Origin of the sequence: Haloechinothrix halophila YIM 93223, assembly GCF_000504245.1 — a bacterium.
Classification (GTDB): Bacteria; Actinomycetota; Actinomycetes; order Mycobacteriales; family Pseudonocardiaceae; genus Haloechinothrix_A; species Haloechinothrix_A halophila.
The window spans coordinates 1000999-1021117 of record NZ_KI632509.1; the positions used below are offsets into that span (position 1 = coordinate 1000999).

General features: G+C 67.3%; 17 protein-coding genes and 1 tRNA gene. 11 read left to right on the plus strand and 7 right to left on the minus strand.

Translation table 11 applies throughout. From position 1 onward, the window contains the following. Positions 1–30: 30 nt before the first annotated feature. Complete coding sequence (ilvD, locus tag AMYHA_RS04685) at positions 31–1716, plus strand: dihydroxy-acid dehydratase (RefSeq protein WP_034268306.1); 1686 nt, start codon at positions 31–33, stop codon at positions 1714–1716. Positions 1717–1798: 82 nt separating this feature from the next. Here ilvD and AMYHA_RS04690 read toward each other — a convergent pair whose 3' ends face one another. After that, positions 1799–3082: a choice-of-anchor B family protein gene (locus AMYHA_RS04690; RefSeq protein ID WP_034268310.1), complete on the minus strand. Its 1284-nt coding sequence runs from the start codon at positions 3080–3082 to the stop codon at positions 1799–1801. Positions 3083–3383: 301 nt separating this feature from the next. Here AMYHA_RS04690 and AMYHA_RS04695 point away from each other — a divergent pair, with 301 nt between their 5' ends. After that, a complete protein-coding gene (locus AMYHA_RS04695) occupies positions 3384–5237 on the plus strand; it encodes an endonuclease/exonuclease/phosphatase family protein (RefSeq protein WP_051399543.1) in 1854 nt (617 codons plus the stop codon). Between the two features lie 89 nt (positions 5238–5326). On the opposite strand, the gene AMYHA_RS04700 is transcribed toward AMYHA_RS04695, so the two are convergent. Further along, entirely contained in the window at positions 5327–5878 is a 552-nt protein-coding gene (locus AMYHA_RS04700) for an MOSC domain-containing protein (RefSeq protein WP_034268313.1), read from the minus strand. Between the two features lie 167 nt (positions 5879–6045). Beyond that, positions 6046–6354: a DUF5994 family protein gene (locus tag AMYHA_RS28350; RefSeq protein ID WP_407919869.1), complete on the minus strand. Its 309-nt coding sequence runs from the start codon at positions 6352–6354 to the stop codon at positions 6046–6048. 165 nt (positions 6355–6519) lie between these two features. On the opposite strand from AMYHA_RS28350, the gene AMYHA_RS26825 reads away from it, so the two are divergent. Next, positions 6520–6690, plus strand: a complete 171-nt coding sequence (locus AMYHA_RS26825; protein ID WP_157361811.1) for a hypothetical protein — start codon at positions 6520–6522, stop codon at positions 6688–6690. 36 nt (positions 6691–6726) lie between these two features. On the opposite strand, the gene AMYHA_RS04710 is transcribed toward AMYHA_RS26825, so the two are convergent. Then, the gene (locus AMYHA_RS04710) at positions 6727–7641 is read right to left on the minus strand and encodes an NAD-dependent epimerase/dehydratase family protein (protein ID WP_034268315.1); all 915 of its coding nucleotides are present in this window, start codon (positions 7639–7641) and stop codon (positions 6727–6729) included. Positions 7642–7710: 69 nt separating this feature from the next. Here AMYHA_RS04710 and AMYHA_RS04715 point away from each other — a divergent pair, with 69 nt between their 5' ends. After that, positions 7711–8553, plus strand: a complete 843-nt coding sequence (locus tag AMYHA_RS04715; RefSeq protein WP_034268318.1) for an MOSC domain-containing protein — start codon at positions 7711–7713, stop codon at positions 8551–8553. A 30-nt stretch (positions 8554–8583) separates the two neighbouring features. On the opposite strand, the gene AMYHA_RS04720 is transcribed toward AMYHA_RS04715, so the two are convergent. The 3 genes from AMYHA_RS04720 to AMYHA_RS04730 form a co-directional block, all read right to left on the minus strand. Continuing rightward, complete coding sequence (locus tag AMYHA_RS04720) at positions 8584–8967, minus strand: DUF6752 domain-containing protein (RefSeq protein ID WP_157361813.1); 384 nt, start codon at positions 8965–8967, stop codon at positions 8584–8586. Next, positions 8964–10544 (minus strand): class I SAM-dependent methyltransferase, encoded by a 1581-nt coding sequence (locus tag AMYHA_RS04725; RefSeq protein ID WP_051399544.1) that lies wholly within the window; start codon positions 10542–10544, stop codon positions 8964–8966. Before AMYHA_RS04725 ends, AMYHA_RS04720 begins: the two co-directional genes overlap by 4 nt. A gap of 170 nt (positions 10545–10714) precedes the next feature. After that, a tRNA-Ser gene (locus tag AMYHA_RS04730) sits at positions 10715–10800 on the minus strand. A gap of 149 nt (positions 10801–10949) precedes the next feature. Here AMYHA_RS04730 and hisS point away from each other — a divergent pair. From hisS to AMYHA_RS04765, 7 genes are all read left to right on the plus strand, one after another. Further along, positions 10950–12320, plus strand: a complete 1371-nt coding sequence (hisS, locus tag AMYHA_RS04735) for a histidine--tRNA ligase (RefSeq protein WP_196776837.1) — start codon at positions 10950–10952, stop codon at positions 12318–12320. Positions 12321–12386: 66 nt separating this feature from the next. Continuing rightward, entirely contained in the window at positions 12387–12767 is a 381-nt protein-coding gene (locus AMYHA_RS04740; RefSeq protein WP_034268324.1) for a DUF1330 domain-containing protein, read from the plus strand. A 359-nt stretch (positions 12768–13126) separates the two neighbouring features. Then, the gene (locus tag AMYHA_RS04745; RefSeq protein WP_034268328.1) at positions 13127–14494 is read left to right on the plus strand and encodes a hypothetical protein; all 1368 of its coding nucleotides are present in this window, start codon (positions 13127–13129) and stop codon (positions 14492–14494) included. Continuing rightward, positions 14491–15450 carry a glutamate ABC transporter substrate-binding protein gene (locus tag AMYHA_RS04750; RefSeq protein WP_034268332.1) on the plus strand — a complete coding sequence of 320 codons (960 nt, stop codon included), beginning with the start codon at positions 14491–14493 and terminating at the stop codon, positions 15448–15450. Before AMYHA_RS04745 ends, AMYHA_RS04750 begins: the two co-directional genes overlap by 4 nt. Before the next feature lie 21 nt (positions 15451–15471). Continuing rightward, positions 15472–17700: a serine/threonine-protein kinase gene (locus tag AMYHA_RS04755; RefSeq protein ID WP_034268335.1), complete on the plus strand. Its 2229-nt coding sequence runs from the start codon at positions 15472–15474 to the stop codon at positions 17698–17700. Position 17701: 1 nt separating this feature from the next. Beyond that, on the plus strand, positions 17702–18712 hold the full coding sequence (locus AMYHA_RS04760; protein ID WP_051399545.1) for a protein phosphatase 2C domain-containing protein: 1011 nt from the start codon (positions 17702–17704) through the stop codon (positions 18710–18712). After that, the gene (locus AMYHA_RS04765) at positions 18709–19983 is read left to right on the plus strand and encodes a vWA domain-containing protein (protein ID WP_034268339.1); all 1275 of its coding nucleotides are present in this window, start codon (positions 18709–18711) and stop codon (positions 19981–19983) included. The genes AMYHA_RS04760 and AMYHA_RS04765 overlap by 4 nt, the downstream gene beginning before the upstream one ends. The last annotated feature ends 136 nt before the right edge of the window (positions 19984–20119 follow it).

A 20119-nucleotide genomic window follows, 5' to 3' on the forward strand; every position in this document is an offset into this window, starting at 1 on the left:
TTGTCATGCGGGATGAGGGAGGATTCCTGCATGACCGAGCAGCAGCACACCAACAAACCCCGCAGCTCCGAGGTGACCAGCGGCTATGAGCGCGCGCCCGCGCGGGCGATGCTGCGCGCCGTTGGCATGACCGACGAGGACTTCGAGAAGTCGCAGATCGGCATCGCGTCGTCGTGGAACGAGATCACGCCGTGCAACCTGTCGTTGCAGCGGCTCGCGGCAGGCTCCAAGGGCGGCGTTCGCGATGCGGGCGGCTTCCCGATGGAGTTCGGCACCATTTCCGTGTCGGACGGCATTTCCATGGGCCACGAGGGCATGCGTGCCTCGCTGGTCAGTCGCGAGATCATCGCCGACTCCGTCGAGTGCGTGGTGCACGCGGAACGCCTCGACGGCACGGTGCTGCTCGCCGGGTGCGACAAGTCGTTACCCGGCATGCTGATGGCCGCCGCGCGTCTCGACCTGGCCTCGGTGTTCCTCTACGCCGGGTCGACACTGCCTGGCCACATCGACGACCACGACATCACCATCCAGGACGCCTTCGAGGGCGTCGGCGCGTGCGCGCTTGGCCGCATCACGGCCGAGGAACTGGACGACATCGAGCGCAACGCGTGCCCCGGCGAGGGTGCGTGCGGCGGGATGTTCACGGCCAACACCATGGCGAGCGCGGCCGAGGCGTTGGGCATGTCGCTGCCAGGGTCCGCGTCGCCACCCGCACCGGACCGTCGCAGGGACGACTACGCGCACCGATCAGGGGCCGCCGTCGTGGACCTCATCAAGAACGGCGTCACCGCGCGACAGATCATGACGCGCAAGGCGTTCGAGAACGCCATCACCGTGGTCACCGCGCTCGGCGGCTCGACCAACGCCGTGCTGCACTTGCTCGCCATCGCGCGTGAGGCCGAGGTTGAGCTGAACATCGACGACTTCAACCGCATCGGTGAGCGGACTCCGCTGCTGGCCGACGTCAAGCCGTTCGGCCGGTACGTCATGAGTGACATCGACGGCGTCGGCGGGCTGCCGGTGGTGATGAAGGCGCTGCTTGACGCGGGCCTGCTGCACGGCGACACGCTCACCGTCACCGGCGCGACGATGGCGGAGAACCTGGCGGAGATCAGCCCGCCCGACCCGGACGGCAAGATCATCGCGGCGGCGGCGAGCCCGCTCGCGCCGACCGGCGGGCTGACGATCCTGCGCGGCTCGCTCGCCCCGGAAGGCGCGGTGGTCAAGAGCGCGTCGCTGGCTGGTGGCGTGACGGAGGGCCGCGCGCGGGTGTTCGACGACGAGACCGACGCGATGCACGCGGTGACCGAGGGCGAGATCAAACCGGGTGACGCGGTGGTGATCCGCTACGAAGGCCCGGCAGGCGGGCCTGGGATGCGCGAGATGCTGGCGGTGACCGCGGCGATCAAGGGCGCCGGTCTCGGCTCGGACGTCCTGCTGCTGACCGACGGCCGGTTCTCCGGGGCTACCCACGGTCCGTGCATTGGGCACGTCGCGCCGGAAGCCGCGCACGGCGGGCCAATCGGGCTGGTCGCTGATGGCGACCGGGTGCGGCTCGACCTCGATGCCCGCACGCTGGACCTGCTGGTGGACGACGCGGAGCTGGAACGGCGGCGGAAGGCATGGCAGCCCCGCCCGCCCCGCTACACCACCGGTGTCCTGGCGAAGTTCGCGAAGCTGGTCGGGTCCGCCGCGGATGGCGCCGTGTGTGGGTGACGCGCTGACACAACGAAGGGCTTCTTACTCGCAGCGAGTAAGAAGCCCTTCGTCGCACTGAGGCAGGAGTACCTCACCAGATTTACTTCACCTTGAGGATGAACAGCCCCCGGTCCATCGTGCTGACACCCACGATGTCCCGCTCGAAGTAGGGGTAGTTGCTCCAGGTGCCACCCTCGAACGACGCGTTGTCGTTCTCCGGGTAGACGTCGAAGAACGCCTTCTCCTCCAGCTCGCCGGAGGCGACGTCCTTCGTGCTGTACACGCGCAAGCCCGATGTGTAGTTCGAGGCGTAGGCGCGCTGGTTCTTCGTGTAGATGTTGTGGTCGATCGACGTCGTGTCGTTGTCGAACGTCCCGATGTGCTTCGGGTCGTCGAGGTCACGCATGTCCCAGATCCGGGTCCGGGTGTTGTTGCCGTGGAAGACCTCGTCGAGCTCGTCACCGTGCAGGAAGTACTTCTGGTCCGGAGTCAGCCAGCCCTGGTGGCTGTAGCCAGCGTCCGAATACGGCACACGGGCGACCCTGGTTGGGTTGTCCTTGTCGGTCACGTCCGTGATGGACACGAAGTGGCCGTCCCCGCCGCGGTCGGCGTTCGAGTTGAAGCACAGTTCCCGGCCCTGGTAGTCGGCGTCCGGGCCCGAGTACGTCACGCACTGGGTGTCGTGGATGTAGCCGTCGTCGGCGTAGCAACCGGCGCCGGTCGGGTTGGTCGGGTCGTTGATGTCGACCATGTGCAGGCCGCCATCGCAGGTGCTGGTGCCGATCGCGTAGGCGTAGCCGGTGTCCTCGTTGATCGCGACGTTGTGGGCGTTGCCGAACCCGTCGTAATGCGCGTCCTCGGTGAACGTCCCGCTCTCGTCGCGCAGCCGAGTCAGGTCGAAGACCTGCATGCCGTGTGGACGTTGCTCGGAGACGATGAAGGCGTGGTTGTCGTGCACCTTGATGTCGCGCCAGTACGGCCGGTGCTCGTCGAGCACGTGCGCAGGCAGCATGCCGACGACCTCCGCCTTGCGCGGGTTCTTCAGGTCGACGAACACGGTGCCTTCGGTGCCACCGACGATGGCGTAGTCCGTGCCGGTCGCCGGGTCGGTCCAGCCCCACATGTCGTTGGCGAAGCTGAGGCCGAGGTCTTCTAGCCACAGATGGTCGAGCATGTCGATGCCATCGCAGCTGTAGGTGTCGGCGGCGACGCCGTTGACGCAGGCCGCGGTGCCGTTCGGGGCGCTTTGCAGTTCCGCCTCACGTTCTTCCGCCGTTGGCGGTGAGACATCATCGAACACCTGTTCGTGCGCCGATGCCGGGATAGCACCGATGATCGACGCCGTGAACAGCGCGATCGTCGCGGTAGCGAGCGTTGCTCTCATTCATCCCTCCCGGGTTGTCCGCCGTTGTGCAGCGGCTCGTGACCCCGATCACCCAATCGGGTATGAATGCCGTTCACAATAGGCTGAACGGGGGAACATTTTTGCCGGAGCGTGAGCGCCGCGCATGACCTGCTCGACTGCGGCATGGCACCGGGTCACTGCGCCGATTCCGTGGCATAACCGACGAAAGTAGTGAGCCAACCGGGTGTAGTTCGTCGTAATCGTCAATTCGCCTTCTTTCGCCGTTCATTCCACTGAGCGACGATGTCGTCACCGTCCATAATTGAGAGGGGGCGCGGTGATGATCCGGCAACGGTTGGCCCGCACAGCGACGGTCGCGCTCGCCACGGCAGCGGTGATCGGCAGTGGTGTTACGGCGGCAGCGGCGGAAAACACGCAGACCATCGCGGGTATCCAGGGAACGACGTGGCTCTCGCCGCACGCTGGCGAGACGGTCTCCGGTGTCAGCGGCGTGGTCACCGCGATCAAGCGGTTCGGCTCCGCACGCGGGTTCTGGTTTCAGGACCCGGATGGCGACGACGACCCGCGCACCAGCGAGGGACTGTTCGTGTTCACCGGCGCGACCACGCCGGACGTCGAGCCGGGCGATGCCGTCCAGGTCACTGGCACGGTGAAGGAGTTCTACCCGACCAATCCTGCCGACTCGCCGTATCTGTCCACAACGGAGCTAGTGGATGCACAGTGGACAGTTCGGTCGCCCGGAAACCCGCTGCCAGACGCCGAGTTGCTGAAGCCGGACACCCTGTCCGATGTGCTCACCGATACCCCAGGCGGCACCATCGAACCGTCCGAACTAGCTCCGGACAGCTACGCGCTTGACTTCTGGGAGTCGCGCGAGGGCATGCGGATGGCGGTGGACGGCCCGCGTCTCGTCGGTCCGAGCACGCCGTACTACGAGCTGTACGTGACCACCAAGCCAGACCAGTACGCCTCGCCGCGCGGCGGCACCGTCTACACCGGATACGAGAACGACAACACCGGCGTACTCAAGATCGAGTCACTGATTCCGTTCAGCGAGCGGCCGTTCCCCGACGCTGACACTGGCGACACGCTGTGCGGCACGACGTCGGGCGTCATCGAGTACGACCGCTTCGGCGGATACACCCTGCAGGCGACCGAACTCGGCCGCGTCGTTGATGGCGGGCTGGCACGGGAGACCACCCGCGAGCAGCGGCCGAACGAGCTGTCGGTGGCCAGCTACAACGTGGAAAACCTGTCCGGTGTGGATAACCAGGCCCGGTTCGACGCGCTGGCGCGAGAGCTTGTGGATAACCTGCGCTCGCCAGACATCGTGGCGCTGGCCGAGATCCAGGACAACAACGGTCCCGCGGACACCGACGACGGCGTGGTCGCGGCCGACGAGACGTTGCGGCGGTTCACCGACGCGATCGTCGACTCGGGCGGGCCGCGCTACGAATGGCGGCAGATCGACCCGCTTGAAGGGCAGGACGGCGGCCAGCCCGGCGGCAACATCCGCGTCGGGTTCTTGTTCGATCCACATCGCGTGTCGTTCGTCGACCGCGAGGGCGGCGACGCCACAACGCCGGTCGAGGTCACCTCGGACCGCGGCGAGCCCCAGCTCTCGATCTCCCCCGGCCGTATCGCGCCCAACGATGATGCCTTCGTGGACAGCCGAAAGCCGTTGGCGGGTGAGTTCACCTTCCGGGGCAGGACGGTGTTCGTGGTGGCGACCCACTTCAGCTCGAAGTTCGGTGATCAGCCGGTGCACGGCCGATTCCAGCCGCCGGAACGCGTCTCGGAGCAGGAGCGGATCCCGCAGGCCGAGCGGGTGCGCGGGTTCGTCGACGACGTCCTCGCGGTCGACGAACACGCCAACGTCGTGGTCGCCGGCGACATCAACGACTTCCAGTTCTCCCCGACCATCGGAACGCTGACCGAGGGCGGTGCGCTGCGTGCGCTGGTCGACGAGTTACCAACCCACGACCAGTACACCTACATCTACGAGGGACGTTCGCAGGTGCTCGACCACATCCTGGTCTCGCCAGCGCTGGACGAGGCCGACATCGACGCGGTGCATATCAACGCGGAGTTTCATGACCAGAGCAGCGATCACGACCCGCTGATCAGCCGGTTGCGCCCTGCGGGCGGGAAGTCCGCGGCGCACCGGCCGTAGCGCCGTGGCCGTACCGAGCGACCATCGTCGCAGGTGGTGCTCGTGCGCCCGGAGGAAGCGCCGCCGGAGGTCGAGCGGAACGGAGAAGGCTAGGCGACCTTGGTGACTGTGTCGCCAGGGCGCACGACGCCGGGGGTGACGACCTTGGCGTTGAGCCCGCGCAGCCGCAGCTCACGGCGATGCGGCGAGTTGACGAACCGCAGCGCGTCGATGCCGAAGCGGTCGGAGAACTTGGCGCATCCCCGGTGCGGTTGCTCGGTGACCTCGATGACCGCGGTGCCCAGCGCCAGTCGGGTGCCCGCTGGCAGGTTCGCCTCGGTGATGTCGAGATCGAGGTAGAGCTGGTCGCCCGCGAGCGCCCTGCGATCAGGATCGCCCGCGATGTAGGAGATGATCCGGGCGTTCATGACGTTGAGCTGCATGTCCGGGTGCGATGACCCGTCGTCGGTGCGCTTGCTGCCGCGTTCGATCCAGGTGTCGCCAACGAGTCCGACAGCCGGGTCCAACTCCCCTTCGGCGAGGACTTCGCGCTGGTCAACGGCCGGCCTGCGCACCACGAGCTCGACGGTTCCCACGTCGGCGGGGGCATCGAGGAAGTAGTCGAGCTTGGCCTCCAGCTGCGCCATGCTGCGTTGCGTCATGTTCGCAGTCTGCCCCTGTGACAGCGCGCGATGCTACGGATTTCCGCGGGCGTGGCCAGCGCCACAGCCAGTTGGCGCGGGACGCCATTCAGCGATCAGGGGGTTCGTTCGTGCCAACGATGCCGGCGCCGTGGGTTACCGAACGGAACTTGCGCTGTTGTCTCGCGCTACACGACGTCCCTGAGTGACGTGGCCGCCTTCAGCTTCCCAGCTATGGGTAGCCGCGGCTGCCGAAGGGATCGGGGCCACCACGCACCGTCGACATGTCCCGTTGTGGGCGCCTCCGGCTTCAGCTGCATGCGCGGCGTGGGAGGAGGCTGCTCGCTGGCCATCATGGCCGGTGGGGCAGTGACGTGCGTGGATGGTCCCGACTTCATGGTGGTGACTCCCGCCTTCGGCCGCGAAGCGACCGATCTGGGTGTTGTCGAGGACGACGTGAGCTTGACCGCTCTCGTGCGAAATGCCTTCGACACCATTCACCCTACGCTTCGTGGGCCCTCGGGGTGTGATCGTCGCATCGTGACCGGAGGGAGATGCGCTCCTGGGCGATGAGGAGGATCATGGGGGGCATAGATCAAGCCAGGTCGACATGGGTCTGCCGGTCGATGTGACACGACCCGTTCACCCGTCGACCTCGCGGTGTGGAGGCCATCATGCTCGTGCTCTTCATTGTTTTGCTCGCTGTGTGGGTGATCGTCTCGGTCGTCGGGTTCGCGGTCGAGGGATTGATGTGGATCGGGATCATCGGCGTCGTGCTGTTCGTAGGTACCGCCGTGATCGGAGCCGTGCGCCGTAAGGCGCTTCATCGTTAGCAGCTCGAGCAGTTGCGCGCGAAGTGGGAGCGGACGCTAACCGTGGAGCGCCGATGCCGTGGCTACCCAGCCTTCGCGGGCACTGGGGTAGCGCGGCTCCCATCCGGTGATATCTCTGAACCGGGCGTTGCTGACTCGCAGCGAGCGAGTGAGTGAGGCCATCCGATCACCGAAGAGTAAGGCCGCCCTGCCCGGCACCCGCACCCAAGCCCGCTTGCCTGCTGCCGCTTCGAGCGCTGCGGCGAAGTCGTGGGTAGTCAATGGTTCGTCGTCGACAATGTTGTAGATCCCGGCAGGGACGTCGAGCGCGTGGGTGACGGCAGCACCGGCGTCAGCCATGTGGATGGTGGGCGTGTAGCTGTCTGATGGGCCGACCGCCGTGACGATGTGTGAGCGGGCGAGACTAAACATTTGCTCGCTGTGTTGAGCGCCTTGGCCGTAGAACAAACCAAACCGCAGCACGACGCCGATGCCGCCCGCTTCGGTGAATCGCTGCGCGCTGGCTTCGGCGGCCAGGTTGCCGCGGGCGATCGGGTACGGATCCGGTGGCACGCTCTCGTCGATCCATTCCGCACCCTTGTCGGGATACAACATGCTTACCGACTCCTGCACGATCCGCCTTACACCAGCGTCGATCGCCGCGTCGACGACGTTCGCCGAACCTTCTGTGCGGATACGTGCGCTCTCCCGCCAAGCCGCGGCACGCAGGAACCGCGCCATCGACGGCTGCGCCGTCGCGAGATTGATGACGGCGTCATGACCCGCGAATGCGTCGGCGAGTGCTGCGCGGTCGAAGAGTGAGACCGTAATCGGCGCTGCGCCTTGGGCCTGTAGCGCGGCGGCCTTGTCCGGAGTGCGGGCGAGCGCGGTAACCGAGTGGCCTGCGTGGATGAGTGCGGGCACCGCATGGCCACCAATCGCTCCGGTGCCGCCAGTGACGAAAACCCTCATGCGTCAAAAAGGTAGCGCGGTAGAGCTGACGGTACGCGCGCTCTCGTACCGGTCGGATAACGTCGTGTCGTGACGTCCGGAGCTACTGTGCGTGCCTTGCGCTACTACCCCATCAAAGCCTGTGGCGGCGTGACGGCGGAACGCGCGCACGTGACCGAGGCCGGATTGGAGCACGACCGCACATTCACGGTGGTCAACGCCGATGGCGTGTGTCTCACCCAGCGTGAACACCGCACGATGGCAGCCATCCGAGTAGCGGTCACGAACGAACACCTCACCGTGCGGCACCCGGCGGCCGGGACGCTCACGCTCGCCGTGCGGCGGGACGGCACGCGGATTCCTGTCACGGTGTTCAAGCACATCGGCCACGGCATCGACCAGGGTGACGAGGTCGCAGAGTGGTTCGCCACTGTGCTTGGTGAACCGTGCCGGCTGGCTCGCGTTCCCCAGGACCACCGACGGCAGACCAGCGGACTGCACCGCGGAACCGCAGGGTTCGCCGATGGTCACGCGGTCACCGTGGCCTCGCTCGCCTCGCTGGACGAGCTCACCGCGCGCATCCTGGAACGCGGCGGCGAACCCGTGCCGATGGATCGGTTTCGCGTCAACATCGTGCTCGACGGCTGGCGCAGGCCGCACACCGAGGACGACGTCCGCACCATGTCGATCGGCACCGCCCGGTTCGGCTACGCCAAGCGCGACATCCGGTGTCAGGTGACCACGATCGATCAGGACAGCGGCGAGAAACCGGGCCCGGAACCGCTGCGCACGCTGGCTACCTACCGGCGTGACGCCGATGGTGGTGTCGCGTTCGCGATGAAGGCAGCCGTCACGCAGCCGGGCGACATCGCCGTGGGCGACGTGGTGGACGTCCACGAGTGGGAGCTCGGGCACTCCGCGAGTGCGCCGTAAACGTTCGCTCCGGACGTTGATCGACCGCCGCTAGAAGCTGTCGCGGTAGCGGTCCAGCGCTTCCCTGAGCAGGTCGTCATCCCGGCTCGTGGCCGGTAGCAGGACTTCCTGGACGACGTCGATCACTTCAGCGACGTGCCGGTTGAGCTGCCGTTCTAGCCGCAGCTCGGTTTCCAGGCTTGCGACTCGGTCTTGGAGTTGGCGGATCTGGCGTTCGGCCGCCGCATGTCGGCGGCGTTCCAGTTTCTCGACCCGATGGCGCAGTGCCATTGTGCGTTTGGTGGCGGTGGCCGCGCGTTGCTGCGCCTGTCGCACCTCTGCGCGCAGGCGCGGGACATCGGAGATCGACGCCATCACAGTAGGGGCAAGCTGTTCGGCGAGGCGGCGGGCGCCAGCTCGGAGCTGCCTTTTCACTGGCTCCACCTCACGGCGAGTCGGCACACGTGCGGGTCCTCGTCTTTGTATACGGCCAAGCCGTGATTTTCCTCCCGGTATTCGATGTGTCCGCCACGGGCCTCGATCTCGTTGACCACAGCGTCCGGGTCAAGGAAACGGCGGAAATGCTCGCCGAAAGCGTGTTCCGTTTTGGCGTCCGCGCCGGTGCGGAACTCGAGATAAAGAAGTCCGCCCGCTCGCAGCGCCATTTGGGCGAGTCGCCAAACGTGCTGGCGGCCGTCATCTTCCAGAGCGTGCAGCAGAAAGCGCCCGTAGAGTGTTTTCGGTGTCGCGTCCTGCGCCAGGCGGGCTCCCATTGCCAGGACCTGCCGTAGCTCATAGAGATTGAAAACCTCGAACTCCGCCGACACGTCTGTGGCATTCGCGGTGTCGCGAGCGTGTTCCACAGCGGAGTGCGCGTATTCGAGCCCGTGGACCTGGTATCCCAGGCCAGCGAACCACAGCGCGTCTCGACCGGTGCCGAAGCCGATTTCTACGAGCGGGCGCGACGTCGACTCGCGTTCGTGCACCCATTGCGCGAAGGCGGACGGTTCGTCTGGGACGGCCGCGCTCTTCTGTCCGCTGTAGAAGGACTCCCAGTATTGATGTTGTTTTCGCAAACCGCGTACCCATCCTGTGAGGCGTTGACGCGTCGACCGAGGCGGCCGGAATGTGAATGACGGGTCCGGCACTCGCCAGTTCTCGCCGTACGTTGCTTCGAGAAGAGCTTCCTTGTCGGCTGGTGCTGGCAGTTGCCGACCGTGCAGGGTCACTTCGCCCAGGGGGAGGATCGCCGAGCGGGGCAACGGGGCCTTAACGGCAGGAAGCAGATGGAAGTCGTCGTCGACGATGAAGCCAGCGAAGACATCGATGCCGCGAGTGTCGCCGTCCGCGTCGGTAATCAATGTTTTGAAGCTTGCCGCGGAGAGCGGGCTGATTGTGTGACCGTGTCGGCGGAGCACTCGGCGCAGGTGGAACGATTCCCGGGCGACGTCGAGCGGATGCGTATAGTCGCTGAGATACGCGAGATCAGCATCGCTGTCGTGCCCGATGAGTTCGCCTTCTCGAACCGCGCCGAGCAGTGCGCCGAACGCGATGAACGCGTGGATGCCGCACTCCTCGCGGAGATCCCTGAGTAGTGTCTCGACGCCGTCAAGGAGGGAATCGACCATCGCCGTGCTGCCAGTGTCAAAAGCACGCTGCAGATGACCGTTCTTGTCCAGCGACAGCGGCTGACCGGCCGCGTCAACGATGCGGACTTCCCCGTCACCGGTGCCGAACCAGTGGTCCTGGTCCGCCAGCACACGCTTACTGATGTGCTCGCGAATGGTGACTTGCGCTTTCCCGTCGAGATAGGGCCGCAGGGCGTGCGGCCACGGGATGCGGCGCGAGGTGCCTTGAGCGGCTGCTCGCCGAGAAGGTGGCGAAATAGACCACACCCACTGCCCGCCGATACAGACATCCACAACCGCGTCCCAGTCGCTCGGTAGGCGCAGTGCGTCGTCATCAATGAAGGGAGCCTCAGCGGAGGTTCCCCCCGTCAGGGGCTCCGTCATAGTGCCGCCGGACGGTACCAAAGTGTTCACTGCGCGCTCAAGTTTGCGATCTTGACAGGGCTCGGACTGTTTGGACTGGTCCGTTGAACTGCGACTCAAACCGCGACCCGACAGACGAAACGCCGGGCGGCCGTCGCTGGGCCTGCCCGGCGTTTCGCCAGTTCAGTGAGCGGAGGATACGGGATTCGAACCCGTGAGGGCTATTAACCCAACACGATTTCCAATCGTGCGCCTTAGGCCGCTCGGCCAATCCTCCGCCGGTTAGGCTACCTGACCAGCGGGTCTGGCCGTGCGGCGGCCTCTGTGACTCATCGAATCCGCAGCGCACCTCGCGGATGACCACCCGTTTACCCTTCGCAGCCCGTCAGGGGTGGCCCCGTAGCATTGGAGCCGACACTATGCCGTGTGCTGGCCGCCGCGTCGCGGCTGCTCCAACTCGTCATCGAAGGGCAACGTATGACCGACCAGCAGCTGGTCAAACCTCTCCCCATCAGTGGTTTCCCCGAATGGGTGCCCGAGGTGCGGCTGGTCGAGCAGCATTGGATCGACGCGATCCGCCGGAAGTTCGAGCAGTACGGCTTCTGCTCGATCGAGACGCCGTCGGTGGAGTCGCTCGAAGTCCTGATGGCCAAGGGCGAGACCTCCCAGGAGGTCTACACGCTGCGCCGGCTGCAGGCCGATGCGGACGACGACAGCGACGCGCGCCTCGGTTTGCACTTCGACCTCACCGTGCCGTTCGCCCGGTACGTGGCTGGCCACCTGAACGACCTGGTCTTCCCGTTCAAGCGGTATCAGATCCAGCGCGTCTGGCGCGGTGAGCGCCCGCAGGAGGGCCGCTTCCGCGAGTTCACCCAGTGCGACATCGACGTCATCAATCCGGAGCGGGTGCCGCTGCAGTTCGACGCCGAGCTGCCTCGGATCGTGCACGAGATCCTGACCGAGCTCGAACTGCCAGCCTGGTCGCTGTACCTCAACAACCGCAAGATCCTGCAGGGCTTCTACGAGGGCCTTGGCATCGCGGACCCGATCGAGGCTATCCGGATCGCGGACAAGATGGACAAGATCGGCGCGGACGGCGTCGGCCAGCTGCTGTCCACCCGGCTCGGGCTCTCGGACGAGCAGGTCAACGCGTGCCTCGACCTGGCGCGGATCAACGGCGGCGACTCGTCGATCGTGGCCGCCATCGGCAGGCTCGGCGTCAAGTCCGACCTGCTGTCCGAAGGCCTTGATGAGCTGGCGTTCGTGCTGGACTCGCTGTCCGATCTGCCGGAAGGCTCCGTCCGTGCCGACATGTCGATCGCGCGTGGCCTTGACTACTACACCGGCACGGTCTACGAGGCGAAGTTCCTCGACTGGCCGTCCTACGGCAGCATCTGCGCCGGTGGCCGGTACGAGAATCTCGCTGGCAGCTTCACCAAGCGCAGCCTGCCCGGTGTTGGCATCTCCATCGGCCTGACCAGGATCTTCGCGAAGCTGCTCGCGGAGGGCCTACTGTCGACCGGCCCGAGCTGCCCCACCGAGGTGCTCGTCGTGCTGCCGAGTGAGGAACGTCGCTCCGACGCGACGACGACGGCGGCCGAATTGCGCGGCAGGGGGCTCAACGTCGAGCTGTACCACCAGCCGGACAAGGTCGGGAAGCAGATCCGCTACGCGTCGCGAAAAGGCATCCCGTACGTCTGGTTCCCGCCGTTCGACGACGGCAAGCCGCACGAGGTGAAAGACCTCGACTCCGGCGAGCAGATCGTGGCCGACCCGGCGACCTGGCACCGCGACTGACGGGCTCCCCGCTGGCCTTGTCGCGTGGCTCACACGGTGTTTGCCGCACATCGTAAGCTGGCCGTCATGGCTGTGAACCCCACTGGGCAAGGACTGAAACGTTTCCTGGAAGCCGCTCCCGACGAGCCGGTCGTGATGCTGAACCTGCTGCGGTTCGCCGACGGCGGCAAGGACTCCTACGAGCGCTACCTCGCGCACTTCGGTGACTGTGCGCGCGAGGTCGGCGGCGAGGTCCTCTACTACGGGGAGGGCGACTCGGCGCTGGTAGCCGAGGAAGGCCAGGCGTGGGATGCGGTACTGCTTGTCCGGTATCCGACCAGGCGGGCGTTTTCCGAGATGGTGCGCAACCCGCGCTACCAGGAGGGCACGCACTTCCGGGAGGAAGCGCTCGTAGAGGCAGTGCTGCAGCCGACGACGATGCGGCCGCTGCCGACGCCGGCGAACTGAGTCCGCCACCAGGGGCGCCGTGCTGCCGAGGAGCCGACGCCGTGACGCACTGCCAGGCCGATATGCCGCGGGGGACGGCGTGCCGGAGGTGATCCATCCGGGCGGGGTCACTGATCCATCCGGGCGGGACCAGGAGTCCGGTAACTCACAGTGAGTACCACGTGGTTTACGGGCAGTTTCCCGTCTAGCCACCAGCGTGCGTAACGCATTAGGGTGACGCTCGGTGGTGGGAATCCGTACGAATGTCGTGTCCGTCCGGTGTTGATCACTTGACAGGACACGGATGAGTACGGACCGCAACGACGGACTGCGAGGACTGGCTACGGCTGGTTCTAGTGGGGGTAAGGATAGATTCAACAGTGAGCACTGCGCTGCGGCCCGACGTCGAAGGGACTTCGGAACGGCGAGCGGACAAGCGGGGCGGGCGCTGGTCGCGGCCTGCCGAGATGGTGGCGAGATCCTGGGCCACGACGCCAGGACGTCTCTCGATCATCGCGGGCGGGCTCGTCGTGCTGATCCTGCTGACGGGTGCCGTCGCCGCCGCGACCACGATGTCCAAGTCGGATACCACGACGGACCTTGTCGAGATCCACGAGCCGACCGCCGCCGACGTGCAACGGCTGTACCGGGTGCTGTCCGACGCAGACGCGGCCGCGGCGAGTTCGCTGCTCGTCGCCGGTGACGAACCCATCGAGATGCGGGAACGCTACGAGGACGACATCGCCCTCGCCGGTCCGACGCTAGGCCTCGCCGCGCTCGACCGCTCCGGTGACCCGAGAGTGACTGAGCAGATCGAGATCGTCGGACGGCAAGTGCCCACCTACGCGGGCCTCGTCGAGACGGCGCGGGCGAACGGTCGTCAAGAGCTGCCCATCGGTGGCGCCTACCTGCGGGAAGCGTCTCATCTGATGCGCACCGAGATCTTGCCCGCCGCGGAACGGCTGTACCGAATCCAGGTGGAGCGGGTGGCCGACGAGCGGGATTCGGCCGTCAGCTTCCCGTACACCGCGACAGCGCTCGCCGTGATCTTGTTCGTCGCGCTCCTGATGGCACAGGTCCAGATCAGACGACTATCGAAACGACGACTCAACATCGGCCTCATCGTCGCGACGGGGGCGATCGGGCTCGCCGTCGCCTGGAGCGCGGTCGCCATGACCGCGCACTCCGACCTCGTCAACGAGGGTCACGAGCACGGCTCTGCGCAGGTGAACCTGCTCGCCGACACCAGGATCACGGCACTGCAGGCGCGCGCGGACGAGCTGCTCACCCTGGTCGCGCGGGGCAGTGGCGGCGCATACGAGGAGGAGTTCGTCAAGCTGTCGCGCACCATCACTGGTGAGGTCGGCGATGGTGGGACGCTGCGGGAGGCGCGCGGCATGACCGAGGACGCCGAACTATCGGCCCACCTCGACAAGGCCATCGGCGCGGCCGAGCGGTGGTTGACCACCCACGGCGAGATCCGCGAGGCCGACGACGGCGGCCAGTACGAGGAGGCCGTCGAGCTCGCCGTCGACCGCAGGCGGGTCGGATCGAGCGCGCAGGAGTTCGCCGCGCTCGACGACAGCCTCAGTGCCGCGATCGCCAGCGCGCGGCAGCACTTCGTCGACGAGACGGTCGGCGGCGGGCGGGCGTTGACCCTGCTCACGACGGGATGGGTACTGCTCGCGCTGGTCGCGGTGGCGGGAGTCGTCGGCGGCATACGGCAACGACTGCGGGAGTATCGATGAAGCGTTGCGTCCGGATCGTGCTCGCGACACTGCTTGTCGGGTTCGTCGCGTCGTGTGACGCCGCGGGTGAGCCGCGTTCGCTGGTGCCCGTCGTGCCGGCGGAGCGTCCCATGCCAGCCGGTGTCGACCTGTCCCCTGAAGCCCCGGAGGGCGGATCCGGCGAGGACTGCGGCGACCCGACCGCGAGCCTCGCGCCGAAGGGGCTCGCTACCCCGGCAGGGTCCACTATGGCTGAGATCAAGGAGCGCGGACGGCTCATCGCTGGTGTCGACCAGAACACCTACCTGTTCGGTTTCCGCGACCCGTCGACCGGCGAGCTCGAAGGATTCGACATCGACATCGCCCGCGAGGTGGCCGAAGCGCTGTTCGGCGACCCGAACAAGGTGCAGTTCAAGACCGTGAGCGTGCAGGACCGGATCACCGCACTGGAGGACGGCTCGGTCGACATCATGGCCTATGCCATGACCATCACCTGTGAGCGGAGCGAGCAGGTCGAATTCTCCAGTGTGTATTTCGAGGCCGGTCAACGGGTGTTGGTACGGAAGGGTTCCGGCTATTCCAGTTTGTCCGACCTTGGCGGTAAGAAGGTATGTGCACCAAAGGAGTCGACGTCGCTGGCGAACCTGGTGTCGGCCGACCCCAAGCCAGTGCCGGTCGCGGTCAACGATCTGGCCGACTGCCTGCTGCTGTTGCAGCAACGGCAGGTCGAAGCTGTCTCGACGGATGACACCGTGCTGGCCGGTATGGCGAGCCAGGACCCGTCGATCGAGGTGGTCGGCGAGACGTTCAGTAGCGAGCCCTACGGCATCGGAATCCCCAAGGACAACAAGGACATGGTGCGTTATGTCAACGCTGTGCTCGAAAAGGTGCGGGCCGAATCGTGGCAGGACATCTACGGCCGCTGGTTCGAGCCCGTCCTTGGCTCTGCCACCCCACCGTCTCCGACGTACCGGTAACGCGATGCTGGAGTGGTACTCATGACGCGCTGCCCGCGTGCCGGGTGTGCCGGAACGGTCGACGAGGACGGCTTTTGCGACGTCTGCGGGCTCGAGGCGGTCCCAGCCGAGGCCGGATCCGAACCGCAGAGCAAGCCCTCGACGCGCACCGGCGCGTCGAGCAGCAGCGGTGCGAAGTCCTGGACGGCCGCATCGTCGTCGTCGAACCCGGTGTCGTCGCGGTCCGGCTCGTCCGGCAGGGGCATGCTCGGCGTCGGGTTGATCGAAGTCCCTCCGGTGCCCTATCGCGATCCGAGCGACGTCGTGCTGGACAACCCCGTGGTGCCGGAGCGGCAGCGGTTCTGCGGTCGGTGTGGCGCTGAGGTCGGTAGATCGCGCGGCGAACGACCGGCTCGCCCCTCGGGGTTCTGCCCGAAGTGCGGGCAGCGGTACTCGTTCACGCCCGCGCTCAGTCCGGGGCAGGTCGTCAACGACCAGTACGAGGTGCTCGGCTGCCTCGCCCACGGCGGGCTCGGCTGGATCTACCTCGCCCGTGACCAGGCGGTATCCGGGCGATGGGTGGTGCTCAAGGGCGTCATCGACGGCGCGGACGCCGACGCGACGGCCGCCGCGATCGCGGAGCGGCATTTCCTCGCAAAGGTCGAGCACCCGAACATCGTCAAGATCCACAACTTCGTGCAGCACGGCGACGAAGAGACCAGCGTCGGCTACATCGTCATGGAGTACGTCGGCGGGCAGTCGCTGAAGGAGCTGCTCAAACAGCGGCGCATCGATCGTGGCCCAACCGAGTGCCTTCCGGTGGAGCAGGCCATCGCCTATGCGATCGAGGTGCTGCGCCCGCTTGGCTACCTGCACGCCAATGGGCTGCTGTACTGCGACGTCAAACCGGACAACGTGATCCAGACGCAGGAGCAGCTCAAGCTGATCGACCTTGGCGCCGTCCGGCACACTGACGACGATACCGGCGCGGTTTTCGGCACCGAGGGTTACCAGGCGCCCGAGGTGTCCGAGGAGGGCCCGTCGCCAGCGTCCGATTTGTATGCGGTTGGCCGGATGCTCGCCGTGTTGTCGATCCCGTTCGACTTCCGCTCCGCCTACGTCGACCGGCTGCCGTCGCAGGCGGAGGCACCGCTGCTCGCCGAGCACGAGTCGCTGTGGCGGCTGCTGGCGCGGGCGTGCCACCGCGATCCGCGACGTCGGTTCGACTCCGCCGTCGAGATGGCCGAGCAGCTGACCTGCGTGCTGCGCGAGGTGCTTGCCGCCGCCGACGGGCAGCCGAGGCCCGCGTCGTCGACGAACTTCGGCCCCGAGCTGGAGAGTTTCGGCACGCAGTCGCACGACAGCGAGGTCGTCGCCACGGTGGATGGCCTCACGGTCGCCCGCGCGTTGCCCGTGCCGAGGGTGGATGGATCGGACCCGGCCGCCGGCCTGCTGACCGCGCTCGGTTCGGCCAGCCCCGCCGACCTGCTCGACGAGGTCAAGGACACGTCGCCGACGGTCGAGGTGCGGCTGCGCCGTGTCCGCGCGCATATCGAACTGGGCGACATCGCCGCCGCGTGGTCCGAGGCGGAGGAGACGTCCGGCGACGCATGGCGGGCGCACTGGGCGAGGGGACTCGCCGCACTGGCAGCTGACAAACCGGTCGACGCGGGGCGGGCGTTCGACGCCGTGGTCGACCTGCTGCCCGGCGAGCTGGTCGCGAAGCTCGCGCTCGCCGCTGCCGCCGAGCTGAGTGGCGACCTCGCGGACGCCGCGCGCTACTACGGTGTCGCGTGGCGCACCGACCGATCGCTGGTCAGCGCGGCGTTCGGTCTGGCGCGGGTGCTGCTCGCGGACGGCGCACGGACCGAGGCGGTCGCGGTGCTCGGGTCGGTGCCGACAACGTCGGCGCACTACGTCGCCGCGCACGAAGCGGCGATACGCGCGGTCGCGAACACGCCGAACCCGGTGTCGCTGACCTCGACGGAGCTGGTCGCTGCTGGCCAGCGCCTCGGCGAGATAGAGATCGGCGAGGCGCGCAGGGCCAGGCTGGAGGCCGAACTGCTGGAGACCGCGCTGGAACGGGCGTTCGCGGATGGACCGGACGCACCGGACGGCTCGCGAATGCTCGGCTGCCGGCTCGAAGAGGACGAACTACGGCTCGGTCTCGAACAGCGTTACCGCACGCTGGCGCGGCACTCCGCGAGTGTGCTCGAGCGTTACTCCTACGTGGACCGTGCCAACCAAGTGCGTCCGTGGACGTGGGTGTGACATGGCGCAGCGCTGTTCCTCGTGCACTGAGCCGGTCTGGCCCGAGGACGCCTTCTGCGAGGCATGCGGGCAGCGGCTCGCTGGCGCGCAGGTGGTGGCGCTCACGCGCAGGACGCCAACGGGCGGACCAGTGCTCGTGCAGTCCGACGAGTGCGTGTACTGCCACCACCAGGCGATCGACGACCAGTTCTGCATGCGATGCGGGCGGCAGCAGCCGGACGCGCGCGACCGTATGGAGTGCGATCTCGGGTCGGTGTGCGGCATCAGTGACCGCGGCATGCTGCGCGACCGCAATGCCGACGCGATGGCGTTCGGCTGGGCGGGCGCGACCGGCGATCCCGCCACGATCGTCGCTGTCGTCTGCGACGGCGTCGGCTCGACGCCCAAGTCTGACTTGGCCGCCCAGGTCGCCGCGGACTCCGCGACCGACGAACTGCTGCGCTGCGTCGTCGAGGGCATAGCCGCGCGGGAGGCGTCGATGCTGGCCACCGCTGCCGCGTCGAAGGCCGTGGCCGCGCTGCCAGGCAACGACGCTCCATCCACGACGTTCGTCGCGGCCATCGCGACGACGACCGAGATCACCGTCGCGTGGCTCGGCGACAGCAGGGCGTATTGGATCTCGGCGGATGGCACCCATGCCGACACCCCGGTCGACGGCGACGTCGTGCGCGGTTCCGCGTGCCTGACGGTGGATCACACCGAGCGGAACACACTGCTCAACGAGGGCCTCGCCGCGCGGCACACGCTGACCCGCTGGATGGGCGCCGACGCCATCGACCTGGAACCACAGGTCGTCACCGTCCGGCCAGCCGGGCGGGGCAGCATCCTGCTGTGCAGCGACGGGCTGTGGGGCTACGTCACCGACACCGGCGCGCTGGCGACCCATGTGCTTTCCGGCTCGACGCCGTACCAGGTCGTCAACGGACTCGTCGACAACGCCATCAAGTGCGGCGGGCGGGACAACATCACCGGCGTGGTCGTGCCGTTCCCGCCGGCGGTGGTCCAGCCATGACGACACCGACCTTCACCGTCGACGTAGCGCACAACAAGCATCTCGCTCGTGGCACCGCTGAGACGGACGCGATCATCACCGTCACCGCGACGGACGCCGACGCGGCGACGTCGCACGCCGCCGTGGTGATCATGCTGGACACGTCGGCGTCGATGTTCCGGCCGAGCAAACTCGCCGCGGCCCGGCGCGCGGCCTGCGCCGCGATCGACGCGCTGCGTGACGGTACGGCGTTCGCGGTGCTCGCGGGTACCGACCAGGCCGAGATGGTGTATCCGGACGACCGCCAGCTCGCCGTGGCAGGCGAGGGCACGCGGGCGGATGCGCGGCAGGCGATCGAGGGCATCGCGGCGCAGGGCGGGACGGCGATGAGCCGGTGGCTGTGGCTCGCGGACGAGCTGTTCGCCAGGAGCGGCTGCGAGGTCAAGCACGGCATCCTGCTGACGGACGGCCGCAACACCTCGGAGCCTGCCGAAGACCTCGTGTCGACATTGGATCGGTTGCGCGGGCGGTTCACCTGCACCTGCCGTGGCGTCGGTACCGACTGGGAGGTCGGTGAGCTGCGGCAGATCGCGGACGCGCTGCTCGGCGACGTCGACATCGTGGCGGAGCCCGCTGAGCTGGCCGCGGACTTCAGCGCTATCGCCGCGCGGACGATGCGCAAGAGCGTCCCCGACGTCGCGTTGCGGATCTGGACGCCGCAGCATTCCGAGATCACCGAGCTGCGGCAGGTCGACCCGTCGGTCGCGGACCTGACCGAACACGGCCACCGGTCGCAGCAGCAGTCGATCGATTTCCCGACCGGGGCGTGGGAGCGGGAGACCCGCGCCTATCACGCGCGGATCGCGATGCGGCCAGGCGGAATCGGGGAGCGGATGCTGGTGTGCCGCGCGAGCATCGTCGGCGGTGCCGCGCAGTCCAAGCCGGGCAAGGTCGTCGTCAGCTGGACGGATGACGCCGCGCGCTATGGGGTCATCGACCCGACTGTCGCCCACTACACCGGGCAGGAAGAATTGGCGGAGGCCATTCAGGACGGTCTCGCCGCACGCCGGGAGGGTGATCTCGATACCGCGACCGGCAAACTGGGCCGCGCGGTCGCGCTCGCGAACGAGTCCGGCCACGCGGAGACGTCCCGGCTGCTGTCCAAGGTGGTCGACATCGACGACGCCGTCACCGGCAAGGTACGTCTGAAGCAGACGGTGTCCGCGGTGGACGAGATGACCCTCGACACCCGCTCGGTCGTTACCTCCCGGATGCGCCGCTCCGGCACCTGACCCCGGCCCACCGCGTCGTGTCCCGCGTTCCCGACGTCGTGTCCTGCGTTCCCGACGGTGTGTCCTGCATTCGGGACGTCGTGTCCTGCGTTCCCGACGCTGTGTCCTGCATTCCCGACGCCGTATGGCGCACTCG